17 protein-coding genes are annotated in these 16,980 nt (G+C 74.2%); 11 read left to right on the top strand and 6 right to left on the bottom strand.

The annotated features are described in order from the left end of the window. Positions 1-23: 23 nt before the first annotated feature. Positions 24-170 (bottom strand): histidine kinase, encoded by a 147-nt coding sequence (locus EU555_RS03585; RefSeq protein ID WP_135413079.1) that lies wholly within the window; start codon positions 168-170, stop codon positions 24-26. A gap of 233 nt (positions 171-403) precedes the next feature. Between EU555_RS03585 and EU555_RS03580 the strand changes: the two genes are divergently transcribed. Further along, positions 404-1,096, top strand: coding sequence for a shikimate kinase (locus EU555_RS03580; protein WP_167858424.1), 693 nt, complete (start codon positions 404-406; stop codon positions 1,094-1,096). A 29-nt stretch (positions 1,097-1,125) separates the two neighbouring features. Beyond that, positions 1,126-2,235 carry a 3-dehydroquinate synthase gene (aroB, locus tag EU555_RS03575; RefSeq protein WP_135413078.1) on the top strand — a complete coding sequence of 370 codons (1,110 nt, stop codon included), beginning with the start codon at positions 1,126-1,128 and terminating at the stop codon, positions 2,233-2,235. Between the two features lie 260 nt (positions 2,236-2,495). Here aroB and EU555_RS03570 read toward each other — a convergent pair whose 3' ends face one another. Both EU555_RS03570 and EU555_RS03565 read right to left on the bottom strand, forming a co-directional pair. After that, positions 2,496-3,068, bottom strand: coding sequence for a Uma2 family endonuclease (locus EU555_RS03570; protein ID WP_135413077.1), 573 nt, complete (start codon positions 3,066-3,068; stop codon positions 2,496-2,498). 40 nt (positions 3,069-3,108) lie between these two features. Continuing rightward, positions 3,109-3,681: a DUF3237 domain-containing protein gene (locus EU555_RS03565; protein ID WP_135413076.1), complete on the bottom strand. Its 573-nt coding sequence runs from the start codon at positions 3,679-3,681 to the stop codon at positions 3,109-3,111. A 208-nt stretch (positions 3,682-3,889) separates the two neighbouring features. Here EU555_RS03565 and EU555_RS03560 point away from each other — a divergent pair, with 208 nt between their 5' ends. The 9 genes from EU555_RS03560 (at position 3,890) to EU555_RS03520 (ending at position 15,245) form a co-directional block, all read left to right on the top strand. After that, a complete protein-coding gene (locus EU555_RS03560; RefSeq protein ID WP_135413075.1) occupies positions 3,890-4,996 on the top strand; it encodes a tannase/feruloyl esterase family alpha/beta hydrolase in 1,107 nt (368 codons plus the stop codon). 168 nt (positions 4,997-5,164) lie between these two features. Beyond that, a complete protein-coding gene (locus tag EU555_RS03555) occupies positions 5,165-6,175 on the top strand; it encodes an AAA family ATPase (RefSeq protein WP_135413074.1) in 1,011 nt (336 codons plus the stop codon). A 4-nt stretch (positions 6,176-6,179) separates the two neighbouring features. Next, positions 6,180-7,094, top strand: a complete 915-nt coding sequence (locus tag EU555_RS03550; protein WP_135413073.1) for a DUF58 domain-containing protein — start codon at positions 6,180-6,182, stop codon at positions 7,092-7,094. A 12-nt stretch (positions 7,095-7,106) separates the two neighbouring features. Beyond that, positions 7,107-9,929, top strand: coding sequence for a DUF4159 domain-containing protein (locus EU555_RS03545; RefSeq protein ID WP_135413072.1), 2,823 nt, complete (start codon positions 7,107-7,109; stop codon positions 9,927-9,929). A gap of 268 nt (positions 9,930-10,197) precedes the next feature. Then, positions 10,198-10,632, top strand: coding sequence for an endonuclease domain-containing protein (locus EU555_RS03540; RefSeq protein ID WP_135413071.1), 435 nt, complete (start codon positions 10,198-10,200; stop codon positions 10,630-10,632). Next, positions 10,626-12,704 (top strand): hypothetical protein, encoded by a 2,079-nt coding sequence (locus tag EU555_RS03535; protein WP_135413070.1) that lies wholly within the window; start codon positions 10,626-10,628, stop codon positions 12,702-12,704. The genes EU555_RS03540 and EU555_RS03535 overlap by 7 nt, the downstream gene beginning before the upstream one ends. Before the next feature lie 123 nt (positions 12,705-12,827). Further along, positions 12,828-13,760 (top strand): AEC family transporter, encoded by a 933-nt coding sequence (locus tag EU555_RS03530; RefSeq protein WP_135413069.1) that lies wholly within the window; start codon positions 12,828-12,830, stop codon positions 13,758-13,760. Positions 13,761-14,033: 273 nt separating this feature from the next. Continuing rightward, a complete protein-coding gene (locus EU555_RS03525) occupies positions 14,034-14,291 on the top strand; it encodes a hypothetical protein (protein ID WP_205820756.1) in 258 nt (85 codons plus the stop codon). Between the two features lie 165 nt (positions 14,292-14,456). Beyond that, positions 14,457-15,245 carry a substrate-binding domain-containing protein gene (locus EU555_RS03520; protein WP_135413068.1) on the top strand — a complete coding sequence of 263 codons (789 nt, stop codon included), beginning with the start codon at positions 14,457-14,459 and terminating at the stop codon, positions 15,243-15,245. 138 nt (positions 15,246-15,383) lie between these two features. Here the strand turns inward: EU555_RS03520 and EU555_RS03515 are convergent, their stop codons facing one another. From EU555_RS03515 to EU555_RS03505, 3 genes are read right to left on the bottom strand one after another with little or no spacing between them, the layout of a single operon-like run. After that, positions 15,384-15,647, bottom strand: coding sequence for a hypothetical protein (locus EU555_RS03515; RefSeq protein ID WP_135413067.1), 264 nt, complete (start codon positions 15,645-15,647; stop codon positions 15,384-15,386). Positions 15,648-15,694: 47 nt separating this feature from the next. Continuing rightward, complete coding sequence (locus tag EU555_RS03510) at positions 15,695-15,982, bottom strand: hypothetical protein (RefSeq protein ID WP_135413066.1); 288 nt, start codon at positions 15,980-15,982, stop codon at positions 15,695-15,697. A 14-nt stretch (positions 15,983-15,996) separates the two neighbouring features. Further along, complete coding sequence (locus tag EU555_RS03505) at positions 15,997-16,971, bottom strand: hypothetical protein (protein ID WP_135413065.1); 975 nt, start codon at positions 16,969-16,971, stop codon at positions 15,997-15,999. Positions 16,972-16,980: the final 9 nt, after the last annotated feature.

Below are 16,980 nucleotides of genomic sequence, written 5' to 3'. Positions count from 1 at the left end.
GCGGACTGCTCATGGCGGGCCGCTCATTTCGGCTGCAGCTTCGAGTTCGGGATCGTGACGGAGATCTCGCGCGGCGTCGGCTCGACGAAGGTGGCGAGCGCGAACATCGCCGCGAAGGCGAGCCCGGCCAGGATCGCCACCACGGCCAGGAAGCGGAAGAGGGTCGGCACGTCGGACGGGCCCCGGGACTACGCGTGACAACGATCGGTGCAGGCGCAGCGCACCGGCCACCTTGGCTGCCGGTTCGACCACGCGCCGCCCCCTCAAGGCAAGGCCGCCCGGCGCCGCGGGAACGGAATGCCGGCGCCTGTTGCGCGGGTGCCGAGCCGGGTTGGCCGGGCGCGCAGTTTTCCCCGATATCCGCCGTTTCGCCCTGCGCGAAAAACAGGCTAAACAACGCCGCATGAACCAGCATCCCGCCCAGGACCCGTCGATCGAGGCACGCGTGCGCCGGGGCCTCGGCCTGCGCTCGATCGTGCTGGTCGGGCTCATGGGCGCGGGCAAGAGCACCGTCGGCAAGCGCCTGGCCGGGCGCCTCGGCCTGATCTTCAAGGATGCCGACCACGAGATCGAGGCGGCGGCCGGCCTGACCATCCCGGACATCTTCGCCATCTATGGCGAGCCGAGCTTTCGCGACGGCGAGGAACGGGTGATCGCCCGCCTGCTGCGCGAGGGGCCGATGGTGCTGGCCACCGGCGGCGGCGCCTTCATGCGGCCGGAGACCCGCCGGCGCATCGCCGAGGCCGGGGTCTCGGTCTGGCTCAAGGCGGAGCTCGACGTGCTGATGCGCCGGGTGCGCAAGCGCCCGGGACGGCCGCTGCTCCAGAACGAGGACCCCGAGGGCACGATGCGCCGGCTGATGGACCTGCGCCATCCCGTCTATGGCGGGGCCGACGTGGTGGTGGTCTCCCGCGACGTCTCCCACGACCGGGTGGTGCAGGACGTGCTCGAGGCCCTCGACGCCTACATGGCAGGTGACTTGGCAGGCGACCTGGCGGGCGACCTGGCGGGAGAGCCGGCGGGCGACGTGCCCGGGGAGGGCTCGGAGTCCGGCGGCACGCCCGAGCCCGCCCGCCACGGCCTCGCGGCCCAGTGAGCCACCCCGCTTTTTCGGATCCGAGCACCGTGCTGACCGAGACCGTTCACGTGCCCCTCGACGGGGGGCGGGCCTACGACATCCTGGTCGGCCGGGGGCTCTTGGCCGAGATCGGCCCGCGCGTTGCCGCCCTCGGGGCCCGGGCCGTCGGGGTGGTGAGCGACGAGACTGTCGCGGCCGCGTACGGTGCAGCCGTCACCGCCTCGCTGGCGGAGGCGGGCTTGCGCACCGCGCTGATCACGGTGCCGCCCGGCGAGGGCTCGAAGAGCTATGCCGGCTTCGCCCAGGTCTGCGACGGGCTGATCGCCCACCGGATCGAGCGGCGCGACCTCGTCCTGGCGCTGGGCGGCGGCGTCGTCGGGGACCTGGCAGGCTTCGCCGCCGCGTCCCTGCGCCGGGGCGTGCGCTTCGTCCAGGCGCCGACGACGCTGCTCGCCCAGGTCGATTCCTCGGTCGGCGGCAAGACCGGCATCAACTCGCCCCACGGCAAGAACCTCGTCGGCGCCTTCCACCAGCCGAGCCTGGTCATCGCCGATACCGCCTCCCTCGACACCTTGTCCCTGCGCGAGATGCGCGCCGGCTATGCCGAGGTGGCGAAGTACGGGCTGATCGACGATCCCGCCTTCTTCGCCTGGTGCGAGGCCAACCTCGCCGGGATCTTTTCGGGCGGTCCCGCCCGCGAGGCGGCGGTCGCCTCGTGCTGCCGCGCCAAGGCCGGCGTGGTGGTGCGCGACGAGCGCGAGGACGGCGAGCGGGCGCTGCTCAACCTCGGCCACACCTTCGCGCATGCGCTGGAGCGCCTGACCGCCTACGAGTCCGCCCGCCTCGTCCACGGCGAGGCGGTGGCGATCGGCCTGTGCCTCGCCTTCCGGTTCTCGGCCCGGCTCGGCCTCTGCCCGGGCCAGGACGCCGGCCGGGTCGCCAACCACCTGGCGCTCGCCGGCTTGCCGACCACCTTGGGTCAGGTCCCGGGCGGATGCGGCGACGCCGACCAGCTCCTCGACGCCATGCGCCAGGACAAGAAGGTCCGCGACGGGGCGCTGACCTTCATCCTCGCCCGCGGGATCGGGCAGAGCTTCATCGCGCCGGGGATCGAGGCGGGAGCGGTGCGGGAATTCCTGGTGTCGGAACTGGGGTAGGCCTCACACTCCGATCGATGACGAAGAACCGAGCGGCAGGGCAATGACCACGCGAAACAGACCGCCGGCACCTCGTCCCTCCGCGTCGCAAGCGCTCGAAGGCCGGAGCATATTCCCAACCTTCGCCGTGAACGTGCCGATGCCCAGCGGGACGGCGGCTCCCGCTCCGGCTGCGCCGCAGCCCTCGTCCAATGCCGGAACCGAAAGCCCGCCACCGCGCCAACCGACCCGGTAGGCACCGGGTTGCAGGGGTTACGCTCTCACCGAGCGAGCGGGGTATCGTCGTAGATCGTGTCGAGGGTCAGCGTGACGCCGATCTCCGGCAGGTCGAGCACGTCCGTGCAATCGGCGGCCGAGAGGCCGCCGTCGGGGTTCCGGTGATGCACGGTCACCGCACGCCGGTCCTGACGCACCAGCACGACGCTCGCGATCGACGGGACGGCGGTGGTGGCCGCGAGCTTCGCCGCTTGGCGCCGCGGCCTGTCGCTCGGCGACAGGACCTCGAACACGACGAGCGGTGCCGGCGTGATGCAGAGGTCGTCGCGGCCGTCGTCGAGGGCCACGAGGACGTCGGGCGCGACGGTGCTGGCCCGGCCCGGTACCGGGACCTGGCTCGGGCCGGAGGGGCGCCAGGGGCTGGCGTGCACGCGCCAATGCTGCCGCAGGGCCTCGAGGATGTTGGTCTGGATCCAGTCGTGCCGCCGGGTCGGCTGCGGGTTCATCAGCGGCACCCCGTCGTCGAGTTCCCAGCGCTCCCCGTCCGGCCGCTCGGCCAGGAAGGCCAGGAAGCCGTCGAGATCCATCGGAGGGTCGCGCGTCTCGGCGGCACGCATGGCGGTCGCTCCCGGGTCTTCGCCGCGATCCTACCACGGGTCACGCCAGCCGGAACGCCCGCACCAGCACCGCTTCTCGCGCCGGCCGCAGGCTGGTCAGGGTGCCGACCAGCACCAGCCGGTTGAGCCAGGCATGCGGACCCTCCGGCGCCGTGACCTCGATGGTCGAGAAGCGGTAATCGGGCGCGCCGTCGCGGCCGGGATCGATCAGCACCTGATTGCGCACGGTGAGGATCGCTCCGTCCTCGGCCTGCATCTCGTAGAGGGCGTCGAGGCGCCGGACCCCGTCCTTACGCACGAGCTGCCGGTCGGCGCCGCCGGGCAGGACGGTGCCGCGGATCCGCGGGCCCTGGAAGCGCCCGCCGGTGATCGGCACGATGCGCCGCTCGCCGAGCGGGGAATCGCCCAGCGGCACCAGCGGGGCGATCTCGACCACGGCCTCGTAGACGAACTCCGTCCGCGGCGGCACCAGCGGCAGGTCGGTGAGGGCCCCCTCGGGCGGGGCGCCCTCGGCCGCGGCCGTCCCGCCGAGGGGGAGGCCGGCCCCGGCAAGGCCGGCGCCTGCAAGCAGCAGGGTCCGACGGGCAAGGATCGGGGGCTCGTGGTCTGACATGACGGAGATCCTCCCGAATGGTGTTGTGCGACGATCATGCCCCCGGCCCGCCGGCGGCGACAGGGGGCAGGGCGCCCGCTGCCGCAGCGTTTCGCGACGTCAATCGCGCCGCATCGCTTGACGGCCTGCGCCGGCCGGGGCCGATTGGCGGACATCATGATGGCTGGACCCGCTCGGCTCCGGCGGATCTCCGGGGGAGGCCAAGGTCATGGCGCGACACGTCACGCGGGGCGCGGTGCTCACCCGTCCGATCGTTGGCCTGTCCGCGATCCTCGCCGGGCCGGCGCTCGCCGACCCGCTCGCCTGCGGCGACATCGCCAGCCTCGCCAGGCCCGACCTGCGCATCGCCCGGGCCGAGGCGGTGCCCGCCGGGACCCTGCCGTCCGACAACCCGGGCCGCGCCGCCCTGACCGGGGCCGCCCGTGCCAAGGCCGCGCTTCCAGCCCACTGCCTCGTCGAGGGCACGATCGACCCGCGGGTCGGGGCCGGCGGCGTGGCTTACGGCATCGGCTTCCAGCTGCGGCTGCCGGAGGCGTGGAACGGCCGCTTCCTGTTTCAGGGCGGCGGCGGGCTCGACGGCGTCGTCGGCGAGGCGCTGGGTGCGATACCGGTGTCGGGGGCGACGGCGCCGCCGGCCCTGCTGCGCGGCTACGCCGTGGTCTCGACCGATTCCGGTCATCGCGGCCGCGACAGCAGCGACGCCTCCTTCGGCCTCGACCAGCAGGCGCGCGTCGATTTCGCCTACGGGGCGGTCGGCGCCGTGGCCCGGGAGGCGAGGGCGCTGGTCACCGCCCGCTACGGCCGCGCCCCCGCCCATGCCTATTTCATGGGCTGCTCCAATGGCGGCCGCTCCGCCCTGATGGCGGCGACGCGGTTTCCCACCGCCTTCGACGGGATCGTGGCCGCCGCCCTCAACGACCCGACCGGCACCTTCCTGTCGACCTTCACGGCGAAGGGGGGCCGGCTCCTCGTCTACCAGGGCGTCGCCGACCCGGTCTTCTCCGCCCGCGACCTTGCTGCGCACTGGCAGGACCTCGCCCGCCACAACGGCGGCGGCGCGGCGCTCGCGGACTGGGCGCGCCTGTTCCTGGTGCCGGGCATGACCCATTGCGGCGGCGGACCGGCCCTCGACGACTTCGATCCGCTCACCGCGTTGGAGGCCTGGGTCGAGCGCGGCGAGGCGCCCGACCGGATTGCCGCCCGCGGCGCCGCCTTCCCGGGCCGGACGCGGCCGCTCTGTCCGTTCCCGCAGGAGGCGCGCTACCAGGGCGGCGAGGCAGACCGGGCGGAGAGCTTCGCCTGCCGGGCGCCTTGAGGCGTACTGCAATCAAGCCTTCGCGAGGCACAGCCCCGGCGGAGCCGGAAAGGTGCCGCCATCGCCCTGCGTCGTCGCGCCAACCTTGCCTTGCGGTGCGGAAGGGATCCACACTCGCGGATCCCCGACAGGGCCCGCAGGGCCCCCGGACGATGACGAGGACCCCGCATGACCCAAGCCAGCGCGCCGGCCGCCGCGACCCCGATGGATGACGGCATCGTCGCCGCCGCGGAGGCCTGCCTCGCCAGCGTCGGGCGCGCCCGCGAGGCGATCCACGGCGTCATCTTCGGGCAGGAGACGGTGGTCGACCTCGCGCTGGTCACGGTGCTGGCGGGCGGCCACGGGCTGCTGGTCGGCCTGCCGGGCCTGGCCAAGACCAAGCTCGTCGAGACCCTCGGCACCGTGCTCGGGCTCGACGCGCGCCGGGTGCAGTTCACCCCCGACCTGATGCCCTCCGACATCCTCGGCACCGAGATCCTCGACGAGGACCAGGACCGGCACCGCTCGTTCCGCTTCGTGCGCGGGCCGATCTTCACCCAGCTCCTGATGGCCGACGAGATCAACCGCGCCAGCCCCCGGACCCAGTCGGCGCTGCTGCAGGCGATGCAGGAGCGCTTCGTCTCGGTGGCGGGCGAGCGCCACGACCTGCCGCGGCCGTTCCACGTCCTGGCGACCCAGAACCCGATCGAGCAGGAGGGCACCTACCCGCTGCCCGAGGCCCAGCTCGACCGCTTCCTCCTCGAGATCGACGTCGGCTATCCCGACCGCGCCGCCGAGCGGCGCATCCTGCTCGAGACCACCGGCGCCGAGGAACACCGGCCGCAGCCGGTGATGGACACGGACGCGCTCCTCTCGGCCCAGCGCCTGGTGCGGCGCCTGCCCGTCGGCGAGGCGGTGGTGGAGGCGATCCTCGACCTCGTGCGCGCCGCGCGCCCCGTCGGGGGCGACGCGGCAATCGCCGACAAGCTGCTCTGGGGTCCCGGCCCCCGCGCCAGCCAGGCCCTGATGCTGGCGGTGCGCGCCCGCGCGCTGATCGAGGGCCGGGTCGCTCCGTCGGTCGACGACGTCGCGGCTCTGGCCGAGCCGGTGCTCAAGCACCGCATGGCGCTCACCTTCGCGGCCCGCGCCGACGGCGAGACGATTCCCGGCCTGATCGGCCGCCTCGTCGGGCGGCTCTGACCCGGTGGCCTCGACGCGCGTCCTCGACGCGGCCGCCCGCGCGCCCGGCCGGCGGGAGACCGAGACCGCCCTCTCGCTCGCCGAGCGCATGCCGCGCCTGATCCTGGAGGCCCGCCGGGTCGCCGCGACCCTGGCGCACGGCCTGCACGGCCGGCGCCGGGCCGGCCCGGGCGAGAGCTTCTGGCAGTTCCGCCCCTTCGTCGCCGGCGAGGCGGCGGGCCGGATCGACTGGCGCCGCTCGGCCCGGGACGACCGGCTCTACGTCCGCGAGCGCGAATGGGAGGCGGCCCACACCGTCTGGCTCTGGATCGACCGCTCGGCCTCGATGGGCTTCGGTTCCTCCCTCGCCCAGGCGCCCAAGATCGAGCGCGCCCTGGTGCTCGGCCTCGCCCTCGGCGACACCTTCGTGGAGGCCGGCGAGCGGGTCGGGCTGCTCGGCCTGTCCCGGCCCCAGGCCACCCGCACCATCGTCGAGCGGATGGCCGAGACGCTCACCGCCGACACCTCCGCCCTCGACGAGGACCTGCCGCCGCGCGCGCCCGTCGGGCGCTTCGACGAGGTGGTGCTGATCGGCGACTTCCTCGCAGCCCCCGACCAGGTGCGGACCTCGGTGGCGGCCATCGCCGCCGCCGGCAGCCGCGGCCACCTCGTCATGGTGGTCGATCCCGTCGAGGAGACGTTTCCCTTCGCCGGTCAGGCCGAGCTGCACGACCTCGAAGCCGGTTTGTCGCTGCGGGTCGGCGATGCCGCGGCCTGGGGCGAGGCTTATCGCCGCCGGATCCGGGCGCACCGCGACGCGTTGGCGGAGATCGCCCGCGCGCAAGGCTGGACGCTGACGCTGCACCGCACCGACCGCCCGGCGAGCGAGGCGGCGCTCCGCCTCGTCACCCTGGTCGCCGCCGCCCGCGGCGCGGGCTGAGGAGCCTCGTCGATGCTCGGACTGCCCCTCAGCTTCGCCGCCCCCGCCGCCCTCGCGGCGCTCCTCGCCCTGCCGGCCCTCTGGTACCTGCTGCGGGTGACGCCGCCGCGGCCGCGCCGGATTGACTTCCCGCCCCTGCGCATCCTCGCCGACCTCCTGCCGGAGCGCGAGACGCCGGCCCGCACCCCGCCCTGGCTGCTCGCCCTGCGCCTCATCGCCGCCGCCTGCCTGATCCTGGCGGTGTCGGGACCGGTCTGGAACCCGACGCAGCAGGGCGCCGGCGACGGCCGCACGCCCTTGCTGCTGATCCTCGACAACGGGTTCACCGCCGCGCAGGACTGGCGCGACCGGGTCCGCGTCGCCACCGCCGAGGTCGAGGCGGCGGCCCGGGCCGGGCGGCCCGTGGCGCTCCTCGCCACCGCGTCGGCTCCGGCCGGTCTCGAGGCCACAGGCCCCGGCCCGGCGCTGGAGCGCCTGCGCGCCATCGAGCCGCTGCCGCACCTCGCCGACCGCTCCGCCCATCTCGCGACGCTCTCGGCCTTCCTGGAGCGTTCGCCGGGCTCGGCGGTCGTCTGGGTCCATGACGGGGTCGCGGGACCGGACGGCGACGCCTTCCCGGCCGGTCTCGCCCAGGCCGCGGCCCGCGGCCGCGCCGACGTCACCGTGCTCAAGGCCGAGCGTCCGCCGGCGCTGGCGCTCGCCGGACCTGATTCGTCGGGCGGCCAGCTCGGCGTCAGCGTGGTGCGGGCGGCGGAGAACGGGCGCGATACCGGCACCGTGCGCGCCCTCGACGCCAAGGGCTTGCCCCTCGCCGAGACGAACTTCGCCTTCGCCGGGAGCGCCGACGCGGCGCCGGTCCGCTTCGACCTGCCGGTGGAGCTGCGCAACACCATCGCGCGGTTCGAGGTCGCGGGCGAGCACTCCGCGGGCGCCGTGGTGCTCGCCGACGAGCGCGGCCGGCGCCGGCGCGTCGGCCTCGTCTTCGGCGGCACCGCCGACCAGGCCCAGCCGCTCCTCTCGCCGACCTATTATCTCTCCCGGGCGCTCACCCCCTTCGCCGACGTGCAGGAGCCCCGGGCTGGGCGCGGCGTCGCCGAGTCGATCGGCCAGATGCTCGACCAGCAGGTCTCGGTCCTGGTCCTCGCCGATGTCGGCGCCCTCGACCCGGCCACCCTGGAGCGGGTCGCGGGCTTCGTCGAGAAGGGTGGGCTGCTCCTGCGCTTCGCCGGACCGCGGCTTGCCGCCGGCAGCGACGACCTCGTGCCGGTGCGCCTGCGCCGCGGCGGGCGGACGCTCGGCGGCACCCTGTCCTGGGACAGCCCGCGCACCCTGGCGCCGTTCTTGCCCGAGAGCCCGTTCGCGGGCCTGACGCCGCCGGCCGATATCGGCGTGCGGCGTCAGATCCTCGCCGAGCCGGACGGCGATCTCGCCCGGCGCACCTGGGCCGCCCTGCAGGACGGCACTCCGATCGTCACCGCCGCCAAGCGGGGGGAGGGCATGGTGGTTCTGGTCCACGTCACTGCCGACACCACCTGGTCGAACCTGCCGCTGTCGGGCCTGTTCGTCACCATGCTGCGCCGGGTCGTGGCGCTCGCCGGCACCACCCCGCCGACGACCGGCGCGGCGCCGGGCGCGCCCCCGCCGGTGCTGGCCCCGCGGCTCACCCTCGACGGCTTCGGCGCCCTGAAGGCGCCCCCGGCCACCGCCCGGGCGGTGCCGGCGACCTGGACCGAGCGGGCGACGCCCGATCATCCGCCGGGCTATTACGGCCCCGGCGATGGCGGCCTCGCGGTCAACGCGCTGACGGTCGACGACCGGCTGAAGGCCCTCGACCTCAAGGCGCTGACGGGCGCCCGCTTCGGTGGGCTGGAGGAGGCGCGCACCCGCGACCTGCGCGGGCCGTTCTTCCTCGCGGCCCTGGTGCTGCTCGCCCTCGACACCCTGGCGAGCCTGTGGCTCGGCGGCTTCCTCGGGCTGATGGCGGCGCGCCTGCGCCGCCGGCCGGCGGCGGCGGCCCTCGTCCTCGGTCTTCTGCTGCTGGGCGCCGCGCCCGAGACCGCGCGGGCCGCCGAGCCCGCCGCCAACCGGCCGACCGGCATCGAATCGGCGCTCATCACCCGCATCGCCTACGTGGTGACGGGGGACGCCGCGGTCGACGAGACCAGCCGGGCGGGCCTCACCGGCCTGACCCAAATGCTGGCGAGCCGGACCGCGCTCGAACCCGGAGAGCCCGCCGGCGTCGACCCGGCCCGGGACGAACTCGCCTTCTACCCGCTGATCTACTGGCCGATCGTGCCGAGCCGGCCGCAGCCGGGCCGGGACGCGATCCGGCGCATCGACGCCTTCATGAAGAACGGCGGCACGGTGATCTTCGACACCCGCGACGCGATGACCGCCCGCCCCGGCGGCCCGCCGACGCCGGAAGCGCTCTACCTCCAGCGCATGCTCGCGACCCTCGAGGTGCCGGAACTCGAGCCGGTGCCCCGCGACCACGTGCTCACCAAGGCCTTCTACCTCGTCGACGGCTTCCCGGGCCGCTACGCCACCGGCCAGACCTGGGTCGAGGCCCTGCCGCCGGCAGGCGAGGGCGGCGAGCGCCGTCCGGCGCGGGCCGGCGATGGCGTCTCGCCGATCGTGATCACGGGCAACGACCTCGCCTCGGCCTGGGCGGTGGGCCGGCGCGGCGAGGCGCTCTATCCCCTCGTCGGCGGCGACCCGCGCCAGCGCGAGATGGCCTTCCGCGGCGGCGTCAACCTGATGATGTACGCCCTCACCGGCAACTACAAGGCCGACCAGGTTCACGTACCGGCGCTCTTGGAGCGATTGGGACAGTAAAGAACGTGCTGGACGCAACGTCGTACGAGAAAGGCGCGGGATCTCCTCTCCCGTGTGGGAGAGGGGTAGGGGCGATCGAAGATCGCGCGAGGGTGCTACGGTCCTGAGTCACGCTCTGACCGTCCCGCTACCAGCACCGCGCTCAGCGTTTCACACTGAAGCGTGTCACCCTCACCCCTACCCCTCTCCCACACGGGAGAGGGGATCCCGCGCTCTTCTGAACATATGCTGGGCTCTTGATACGCATCGTCGCAGAGGAGCAGACCAAATGGCCCGAGAGCCGAGGCAGTTCGTCAGGGCCTTGCGTCGGCAGATGACCTCGGCCGAGGATCGACTCTGGACGGTGCTGCGCGGACGGCGCTTCCATGGGCTGAAGTTCAAGCGGCAGGTTCCCCTTCTGCTCTACACGGTCGATTTCCTTTGCCCCGAACGCAGGTTGATCGTCGAACTCGACGGCCAGCAGCACGAGTGGCACCGCGATTACGACGCCAAGCGAACGGAGGAGACCGAACGCCTGGGCTTCTGCCTGCTGCGCTTCAAGAACGAGGACGTGCTGTCGGATCTCGACGCCGTTCTGAAACGCATCACGGATGCAGCATTCCCGGGGGGTGAGGGCATCCCGCCTACGCTGTCCGCTGCTTACGACCTCCACGACATGCGGCCGCCACGGCGAGACCGCATCACCGAGACAATCCTATGCTGAGCCTGAGCCTCGCCCCGCTCGTTCCCGCCCCGGTCCTCTGGGCCCTGGGCGGACTCGCCGCGATCCTCGCCGTGGTCGCCTTCGTCGCCCGCGGGCCCGTGGCGCTGCTGCGCGTCCTCGTCCTCGGCCTGGTGCTGCTGGCGCTCGCCAACCCCTCGCTGGTCCAGGAGGAGCGCGAGCCGGTCAAGGACGTGGTCGCCGTCGTGGTCGACCGCTCGGGGTCGCAAGGTCTCGGCGACCGCCCGGCGATGACCGACCGGGTGCGGACGGAGCTGCAGCGGCGCCTCGGCACCCTCAACGAGATCGAGCCGCGCTTCGTCGAGGTGCCGGAGGCCGGCGGCGACGAGGGCACGCGGCTGTTCACGGCGCTCGCGAGCGCGCTCGCCGACGTGCCGCCGGACCGCCTCGCCGGCGTGGTGATGCTCACCGACGGCGTCGTTCACGACATCCCGGCCAACCTCGCCTCGGCGAGCTTCAAGGCGCCGCTCCACGTGCTGGTCACCGGCCGGCCCGACGAGCGCGACCGGCAGATCCGCCTGATCGAGGCGCCGCGCTTCGGCATCGTCGGGCGCGACCAGACCATCCGCGCCGAGGTGATGGAGCGCGGCGGCACCGGCTCGGCGGTGGTCACCGTCCGCCGCGACGGCGAGGAGGTGGTGCGCCAGTCCGTCCGCACCGGCCAGCCCTTCGGCCTGACGCTCCGGGTCGAGCATGGCGGGCCCAACGTCGTCGAGATCGAGGCCGAGGCCCTGCCGGGCGAGCTCACCACCGCCAACAACCGCGCGGTGCTGCCGATCGAGGGCATCCGCGAGAAGCTGCGGGTGCTGCTCGTCTCCGGCGAGCCGCATGCCGGCGAGCGCACCTGGCGCAACCTGCTCAAGTCCGACGCCAATGTCGACCTCGTCCACTTCACCATCCTGCGTCCGCCCGAGAAGCAGGACGGCACGCCGATCTCCGAGCTGTCTCTGATCGCCTTCCCGACCCGCGAGCTTTTTCAGCAGAAGATCAAGGATTTCGACCTCATCATCTTCGACCGCTACGCCAACCAGAGCGTGCTGCCGTCGAGCTACTTCGACAACATCGTGCGCTACGTGCGCGAGGGCGGGGCGCTCCTGATCGCGGCCGGTCCCGAATTCGCCTCGGCCGCGAGCCTCGCCCGCACGCGGCTCGCCGCGATCCTGCCCGGCGAGCCGAACGGCCGCGTGGTCGAGCGGCCCTACAAGGCGGCGCTCACCGGCAGCGGCCAGCGCCACCCGGTCACCCGCGACCTGCCGGGCTCGGAGGCCTCGCCCCCGGCCTGGGGCGACTGGCTGCGCCTGATCGGGGCCGAGGTCCGGCCCGGCGTCACCCCGATCATGGCCGGCGCCGACGCGCTGCCGCTGCTCGCCCTCTCCCGCGAGGAGAAGGGGCGGGTGGCGCTCCTCCTCTCCGACCATGCCTGGCTCTGGGCACGGGGCTACCAGGATGGCGGGCCTCATCTCGACCTGCTGCGCCGCCTCGGCCACTGGCTGATGAAGGAGCCGGCGCTCGAGGAGGAGGCGCTGCGGGCCTCCGCCACCGGCCACGGCCGCGAGGTCCGGGTCGAGCGCCAGACCATGGCCGACACCGCGGAGCCCGTCACCGTGACGGCGCCGAACGGCCAGACCCGCACCCTGACGCTCAACCCCGACAAGCCGGGCCTCTTCGCCGCCACCTTCGAGGCGGACACGCTCGGGCTGCATACCCTGCGGGCCGGCAGCCTCGTCGCCTTTGTGAGCGTCGGTCCTGCGAACCCGCGGGAACTCGTCGACGTGTTCAGCGACACCGAGCGCCTGCGCCCGATCGCCGAGGCGACCGGCGGCTCGGTGCGCCGCCTCGCCGATGCCGCGGGCGGTCTCGCCGTGCCGCGGCTCCAGGTCGCCCGTTCCGGGCGGCTCGCCGGCTCCGACTGGATCGGCTTCCGGCCGAGCAACAGCGCAGTGGTGCGGGGCGTGTCGGTCTACCCGCTGGGCTTAGGTCTGGCCGCCCTCGCGGCCCTGGCCGCCGCCGTGCTGGCGATGTGGCTGGTGGAGGGGCGGCGCGGGCGGGCGTGACCGGCCGATCCCCGGCGGGACCCGGACCCGCCTCGGGCGCAGGGCTGCGACCCTTGCGCCGCTCGTCACGCTGACCCAAAGCGGCGGTCGCCGGCGCCCCGCCCGGCTCCGGCGCCGTCCCCCATGCAGGCAGTCCTCAACGCGGCCCTTCCGATCTTCGCCCTGATCCTGGCGGGGTTCCTGGCCGGCCGCACCGCCCTGTTCGGTCCGGCGGCGGCCGACAGCCTGAACCGGTTCGCGATCTACCTCGCGCTGCCTGCCCTGATGTTCGGCGCGATGGCGAAGATCACGCCGGACCAGGTCGCCCAGGTCGGGTTCGCGGCGGGTTTCGCGGGCGGCATCGCGGCGGCCTTCGCCGTGGCTTTCGTGCTCGGGCTCGGGCGGGGGCTTCGCAGCGCCCAGGCCTGCATCGAGGGGCTGGATGCCGGCTACAGCAATGTCGGCTTCATGGGCATTCCGCTCTGCCTGCTGGTGTTCGGGCCCGCGAGCCTGCCGGCGGCGGTGATCACGACCCTGTTCACCGCCTGCGTGCTGTTCCTGTCCGCGATCGTCGTGATCGAGCTCGACCTGCAGAAGGGCGCCGGGCGGGCCGGCACCGCCCGCAAGGTGGTGCTGGCGCTGGTGCGCAACCCGCTGCTGATCGCGCCGCTCGCCGGGCTCTCCGTCGGGCTGACCGGCCTGTCCGTGCCGGGGCCGATCGAGCGGTTCGCCGCCCTCCTCGGCGGGGCCGCCTCGCCCTGTGCGCTGGTCTGCATCGGCCTCTTCCTGGCGCAGGAGCGGGTGGTCCTGTCCGACATCCGGCCGATGGCCGTCCTCGTCGTCCTCAAGCTCGTGCTGCAACCGGCGGTGACGGCTTTCCTCGTCTACGAGGTCTTCGCGGTGCCGGACCTCTGGGCGCGGACGGCGGTGCTGCTGAGCGCCCTGCCGATCGGCTCGGGGCCGTTCACCCTCGCCAAGCTCTACGGGCTCGAGGCCGGCGTGACCTCGGGGGCGATCCTGCTCTCGCACCTCGCCTCGGTCGTCACGGTGTCGCTGCTCGTCGCCTGGCTGGCCTGAGCGCGCGGGGCCTTTCGGCCGCGTGCGTCCGGCGAATGGCTGCGCTGCCGGTGACCGGCGGACGAGGCCGCCGCGGCACCATCCGCCGCGAGCGGTCAAGGACGCGCACCGTCCGTCCCCACCGCCACGGCCTGCCCGCCCGAGCGCCGGCCAAGGCCCTGCGCGTGTCCGCCACCCGTCCGTCCCAGCCCTCACGCCGGAGGATGCCGGCTCCTCTTCTCGACCCTCGCCCAGCTCGCGGCCTGCCCGGCCCTGGCCTGGCGCGTTGCCGGCATGTCCTTTACCACCGTGCCGATCGTGCTCCCGTGGCTGCTTTTCCTTTACGGCAGCGAGGACGGCGCGATAGTGGCGGGGCTGACAGAGATCGTCCCGGCGAGCGTGCGCACCGCCGGCTGGTCGCTGGCCGGCCCGCTCGCCACGGCCTTGTTCGGCGGCTCCACCCCGCTGGTCTCGGCCTCGCCGACAGAGGCGACGGGTAGGGGCGGCGCCGGCCCTCCGGCCGGTCATCGCGCCTGTCGGCGACGCTGCTGATCGAACCCGGGAAGAGCCCGTGACGGCGGGCCTCGCCCGGGACGTCGCGGCGGCGTGACCGTCGAAGCCTCGAGGCCGCGGCCGGGCGTTCATCCGGCCGCTGCCCTGCGACAGCCAAGATCCGGGTGCCGATGGGGCCCCGACAACCGTTCTGGGAGGAAACCCGTGATCCGCTTCCGTGCCCTGTCCCGCGTCCTCGGCCTCGTCCTGCCGCTCCTCGCGGGCGCCGCGTCCGCCGCCGAGGTGCGCGTCGTCAGCTCCGGCGGCTTCGCCGCCGCCTACCGGGCGCTCGCCCCCGAATTCGAGCGCCGCACCGGCCACACGCTCGTGACGGAGTGGGGGCCGTCCATGGGGCACACGCCCCAGGCGGTGCCCGCCCGTCTCGAGCGTGGCGAGCCGATCGACGTCGTCGTGATGGTGGGCTACGCCCTCGACGACCTGATCAAGCAGGGCAAGGTGCAGGCCGACAGCCGCACCCCCCTCGCCCAGTCCGGCATCGCGCTCGCGGTGCGGGCCGGTGCGCCGAAGCCCGACATCGCGACCGACGACGCCCTGCGCCGCACCCTGCTCGCCGCCAAGTCGATCGCCTACTCGGACAGCGCGAGCGGCGTGTACATCGAGAAGGAGATGTTCAAGCGCCTCGGCATCGCCGCCGAGGTCAAGGACAAGGCCCGAATGATCCCGGCCGAGCCGGTCGCCAAGGTGGTGGCCCGCGGCGAGGCGGAGGTCGGCTTCCAGCAGCTCAGCGAGCTGAAGCCGGTGCCGGGCATCGAGATCGTCGGCATGCTGCCGAAGGACGTGCAGCTCTACACGGTGTTCTCGGCGGGCCTCGTCACCGGCAGCCGCGAGCCGGAGGCGGCGCGGGCCCTGATCCGCTTCCTGGCCTCGCCCGAGGCCGCCGCCGCGGTGCGCGAGAGCGGCATGGAGCCCCTCGGGGCCGGCGTCGGGAAGTGACGCCGGGCTGAGCTGCGCGGCCTGCCGCCGGATGGTCCCGCGCGCCGGTGTCCTGGGCCGTGCCCCGGGGCAGGGTCGCCGGCGGGGCTGTCCCACCGGCGACTGGCCGCGCCCTAGGATCATCGATCACCCGTGCGGTCACGGCCGCCAGATCCCGAACAGCGCCAGCCCGCCCGCGACGACCCCGCCGATCAGGGTCAGGGCCATGACGGGCAGGAGCGGGATGACGAGCCAGCCCGTCACCATCATCGTGTGGAGCAGGCCGCCGATGTCGAGGCCGGCCACCCGGCAGGGATTCGAGCGGGCCTCGTTGACCTCGCACCCGGTCAGGCGGGCGAGGATGAGCGCGACGGCGAGCAGGATGGCGGGCGTCCAGACGATCAGCACGACGAGGAGGAGCATGCGGCGTGTCCCTCCGCCCCGGGACCAGAGACGGGCTCGCGCCGGGCTCACCGCCCGGTGCCGGTGCAGGGGCGCCAGACGCGCTGGTAGCCGGCATCGCCCGGCCGGCCGTAGCACCAGCCCGCCGCGGTGAGCCGCTGATGCAGGACGTCGCGACGCTCGCACGCGGCGAGCGTGGCCGGATCGTCGCCGCTCCCGCCCCGGCAGGTGCCGTTCTGGGCGGTCCAGTCCCGCAGGAGGCGCGGGACATCCGTCGCCGGGCCGGCCTGCGCGGCTCCGGCCGGGCCGAGGAGCGTGGCGGCGAAGAGCGCAACGGAGGGGATGCGGCGGAGCACGCGCGGACGCACCGTCACCGCATCGCCACCGAAGCGGCCACGCGCTCGGCGCGGGCGAGCGCCTCGGGCTGGTCCGTCCGTGCCAGGCCGAGGACCCGCAGGTAATTCGGCCCCTCGAACCGGATCACCTGCGTCACGGCCATCGGGCGGCCGGTCTTCGCGTCCGCGCCCGCGGCGCGCAGGCGAACGACCACCGCGCCGTCGCGGATCGCGCGGCTCTCCTCGGTGATCGTGACGTCCTTGATCTCCCGGAAGGTGGCGAGCGCCCGGCGGGCGAAGGCGCCCTCCTGGCCCTCCGGGACGGCGGCCCGCCCCATCGAGGGCGCGACGACGACCATCGGCTGCGTGCCGTCCGGATCGACATCCTTGGGGCCGTCGGTGAGCATCAGGGCGTTGCCCATCAGCGTGCGCACCGGGCGGAAGCCCGCGAGGTCGCCCACCGTGTAGGGCAGGGCCGCGAGCTGGTCGGCGAGGCTGCCGGGGGCCCGGAAAGCGATCGTGGCGAGCGCCGCCTCGACCGCCGCGTCCGGCACCTGGCCGCGCGCCGTCTCCGGCACCTGCACGGTGACGAGGCCGGTGCCGGTCCCGCCCCGCACCACCGCCACCCACTTGGCGTAGGTGACGCCGTTCGCCGCCTGGCTGCCGCGCAGCACCCGTCCCTCGCCGCCGGCAACTGCCAGCGCCTCGCCGGCGCGCTGCGCCGAGAAACCCGACGCGCGCAGGGCCTCGGGGGTGAATTTTTCGACCAGCAGGCCGTAGGCCTCGGCCGGCATCTCGGTGATGAGGATCGAGGCGCCGGAGCGGTGCTCGAACCCGGCAAACGCCTTCGACGGGGTCATGCCGGCGGGCGGCACGAGGCCGACCGAGCCGGCCGGCGGGAAGACCGCGTCGGCCGCGAGCGCCGGGGCGGAGAACAGGCCGAGGACGGCCACCACGCGGCCCACGGCGCGGAGGGAGAGGCCGGCGGGGCGGCGGAGGAGGTGAGGCATCGGGGATCT

This window comes from Methylobacterium nonmethylotrophicum (assembly GCF_004745635.1).
Lineage (GTDB): Bacteria > Pseudomonadota > Alphaproteobacteria > Rhizobiales > Beijerinckiaceae > Methylobacterium > Methylobacterium nonmethylotrophicum.
Note: the sequence above shows the minus strand (reverse complement) of the source record. Positions and strands in the feature narration are given on the sequence as shown.

Coding starts and splice junctions, on each gene's coding strand:
- EU555_RS03580 (WP_167858424.1), top strand. CDS start 404: ATGAACCAGCATCCCGCCCAGGACCCGTCGATCGAGGCACGCGTGCGC.
- EU555_RS03570 (WP_135413077.1), bottom strand. CDS start 3,068: ATGCGTGCCGCCGAGACGCGCGACCCTCCGATGGATCTCGACGGCTTC.
- EU555_RS03565 (WP_135413076.1), bottom strand. CDS start 3,681: ATGTCAGACCACGAGCCCCCGATCCTTGCCCGTCGGACCCTGCTGCTT.
- EU555_RS03560 (WP_135413075.1), top strand. CDS start 3,890: ATGGCGCGACACGTCACGCGGGGCGCGGTGCTCACCCGTCCGATCGTT.
- EU555_RS03555 (WP_135413074.1), top strand. CDS start 5,165: ATGACCCAAGCCAGCGCGCCGGCCGCCGCGACCCCGATGGATGACGGC.
- EU555_RS03545 (WP_135413072.1), top strand. CDS start 7,107: ATGCTCGGACTGCCCCTCAGCTTCGCCGCCCCCGCCGCCCTCGCGGCG.
- EU555_RS03540 (WP_135413071.1), top strand. CDS start 10,198: ATGGCCCGAGAGCCGAGGCAGTTCGTCAGGGCCTTGCGTCGGCAGATG.
- EU555_RS03535 (WP_135413070.1), top strand. CDS start 10,626: ATGCTGAGCCTGAGCCTCGCCCCGCTCGTTCCCGCCCCGGTCCTCTGG.
- EU555_RS03530 (WP_135413069.1), top strand. CDS start 12,828: ATGCAGGCAGTCCTCAACGCGGCCCTTCCGATCTTCGCCCTGATCCTG.
- EU555_RS03525 (WP_205820756.1), top strand. CDS start 14,034: ATGTCCTTTACCACCGTGCCGATCGTGCTCCCGTGGCTGCTTTTCCTT.
- EU555_RS03515 (WP_135413067.1), bottom strand. CDS start 15,647: ATGCTCCTCCTCGTCGTGCTGATCGTCTGGACGCCCGCCATCCTGCTC.
- EU555_RS03505 (WP_135413065.1), bottom strand. CDS start 16,971: ATGCCTCACCTCCTCCGCCGCCCCGCCGGCCTCTCCCTCCGCGCCGTG.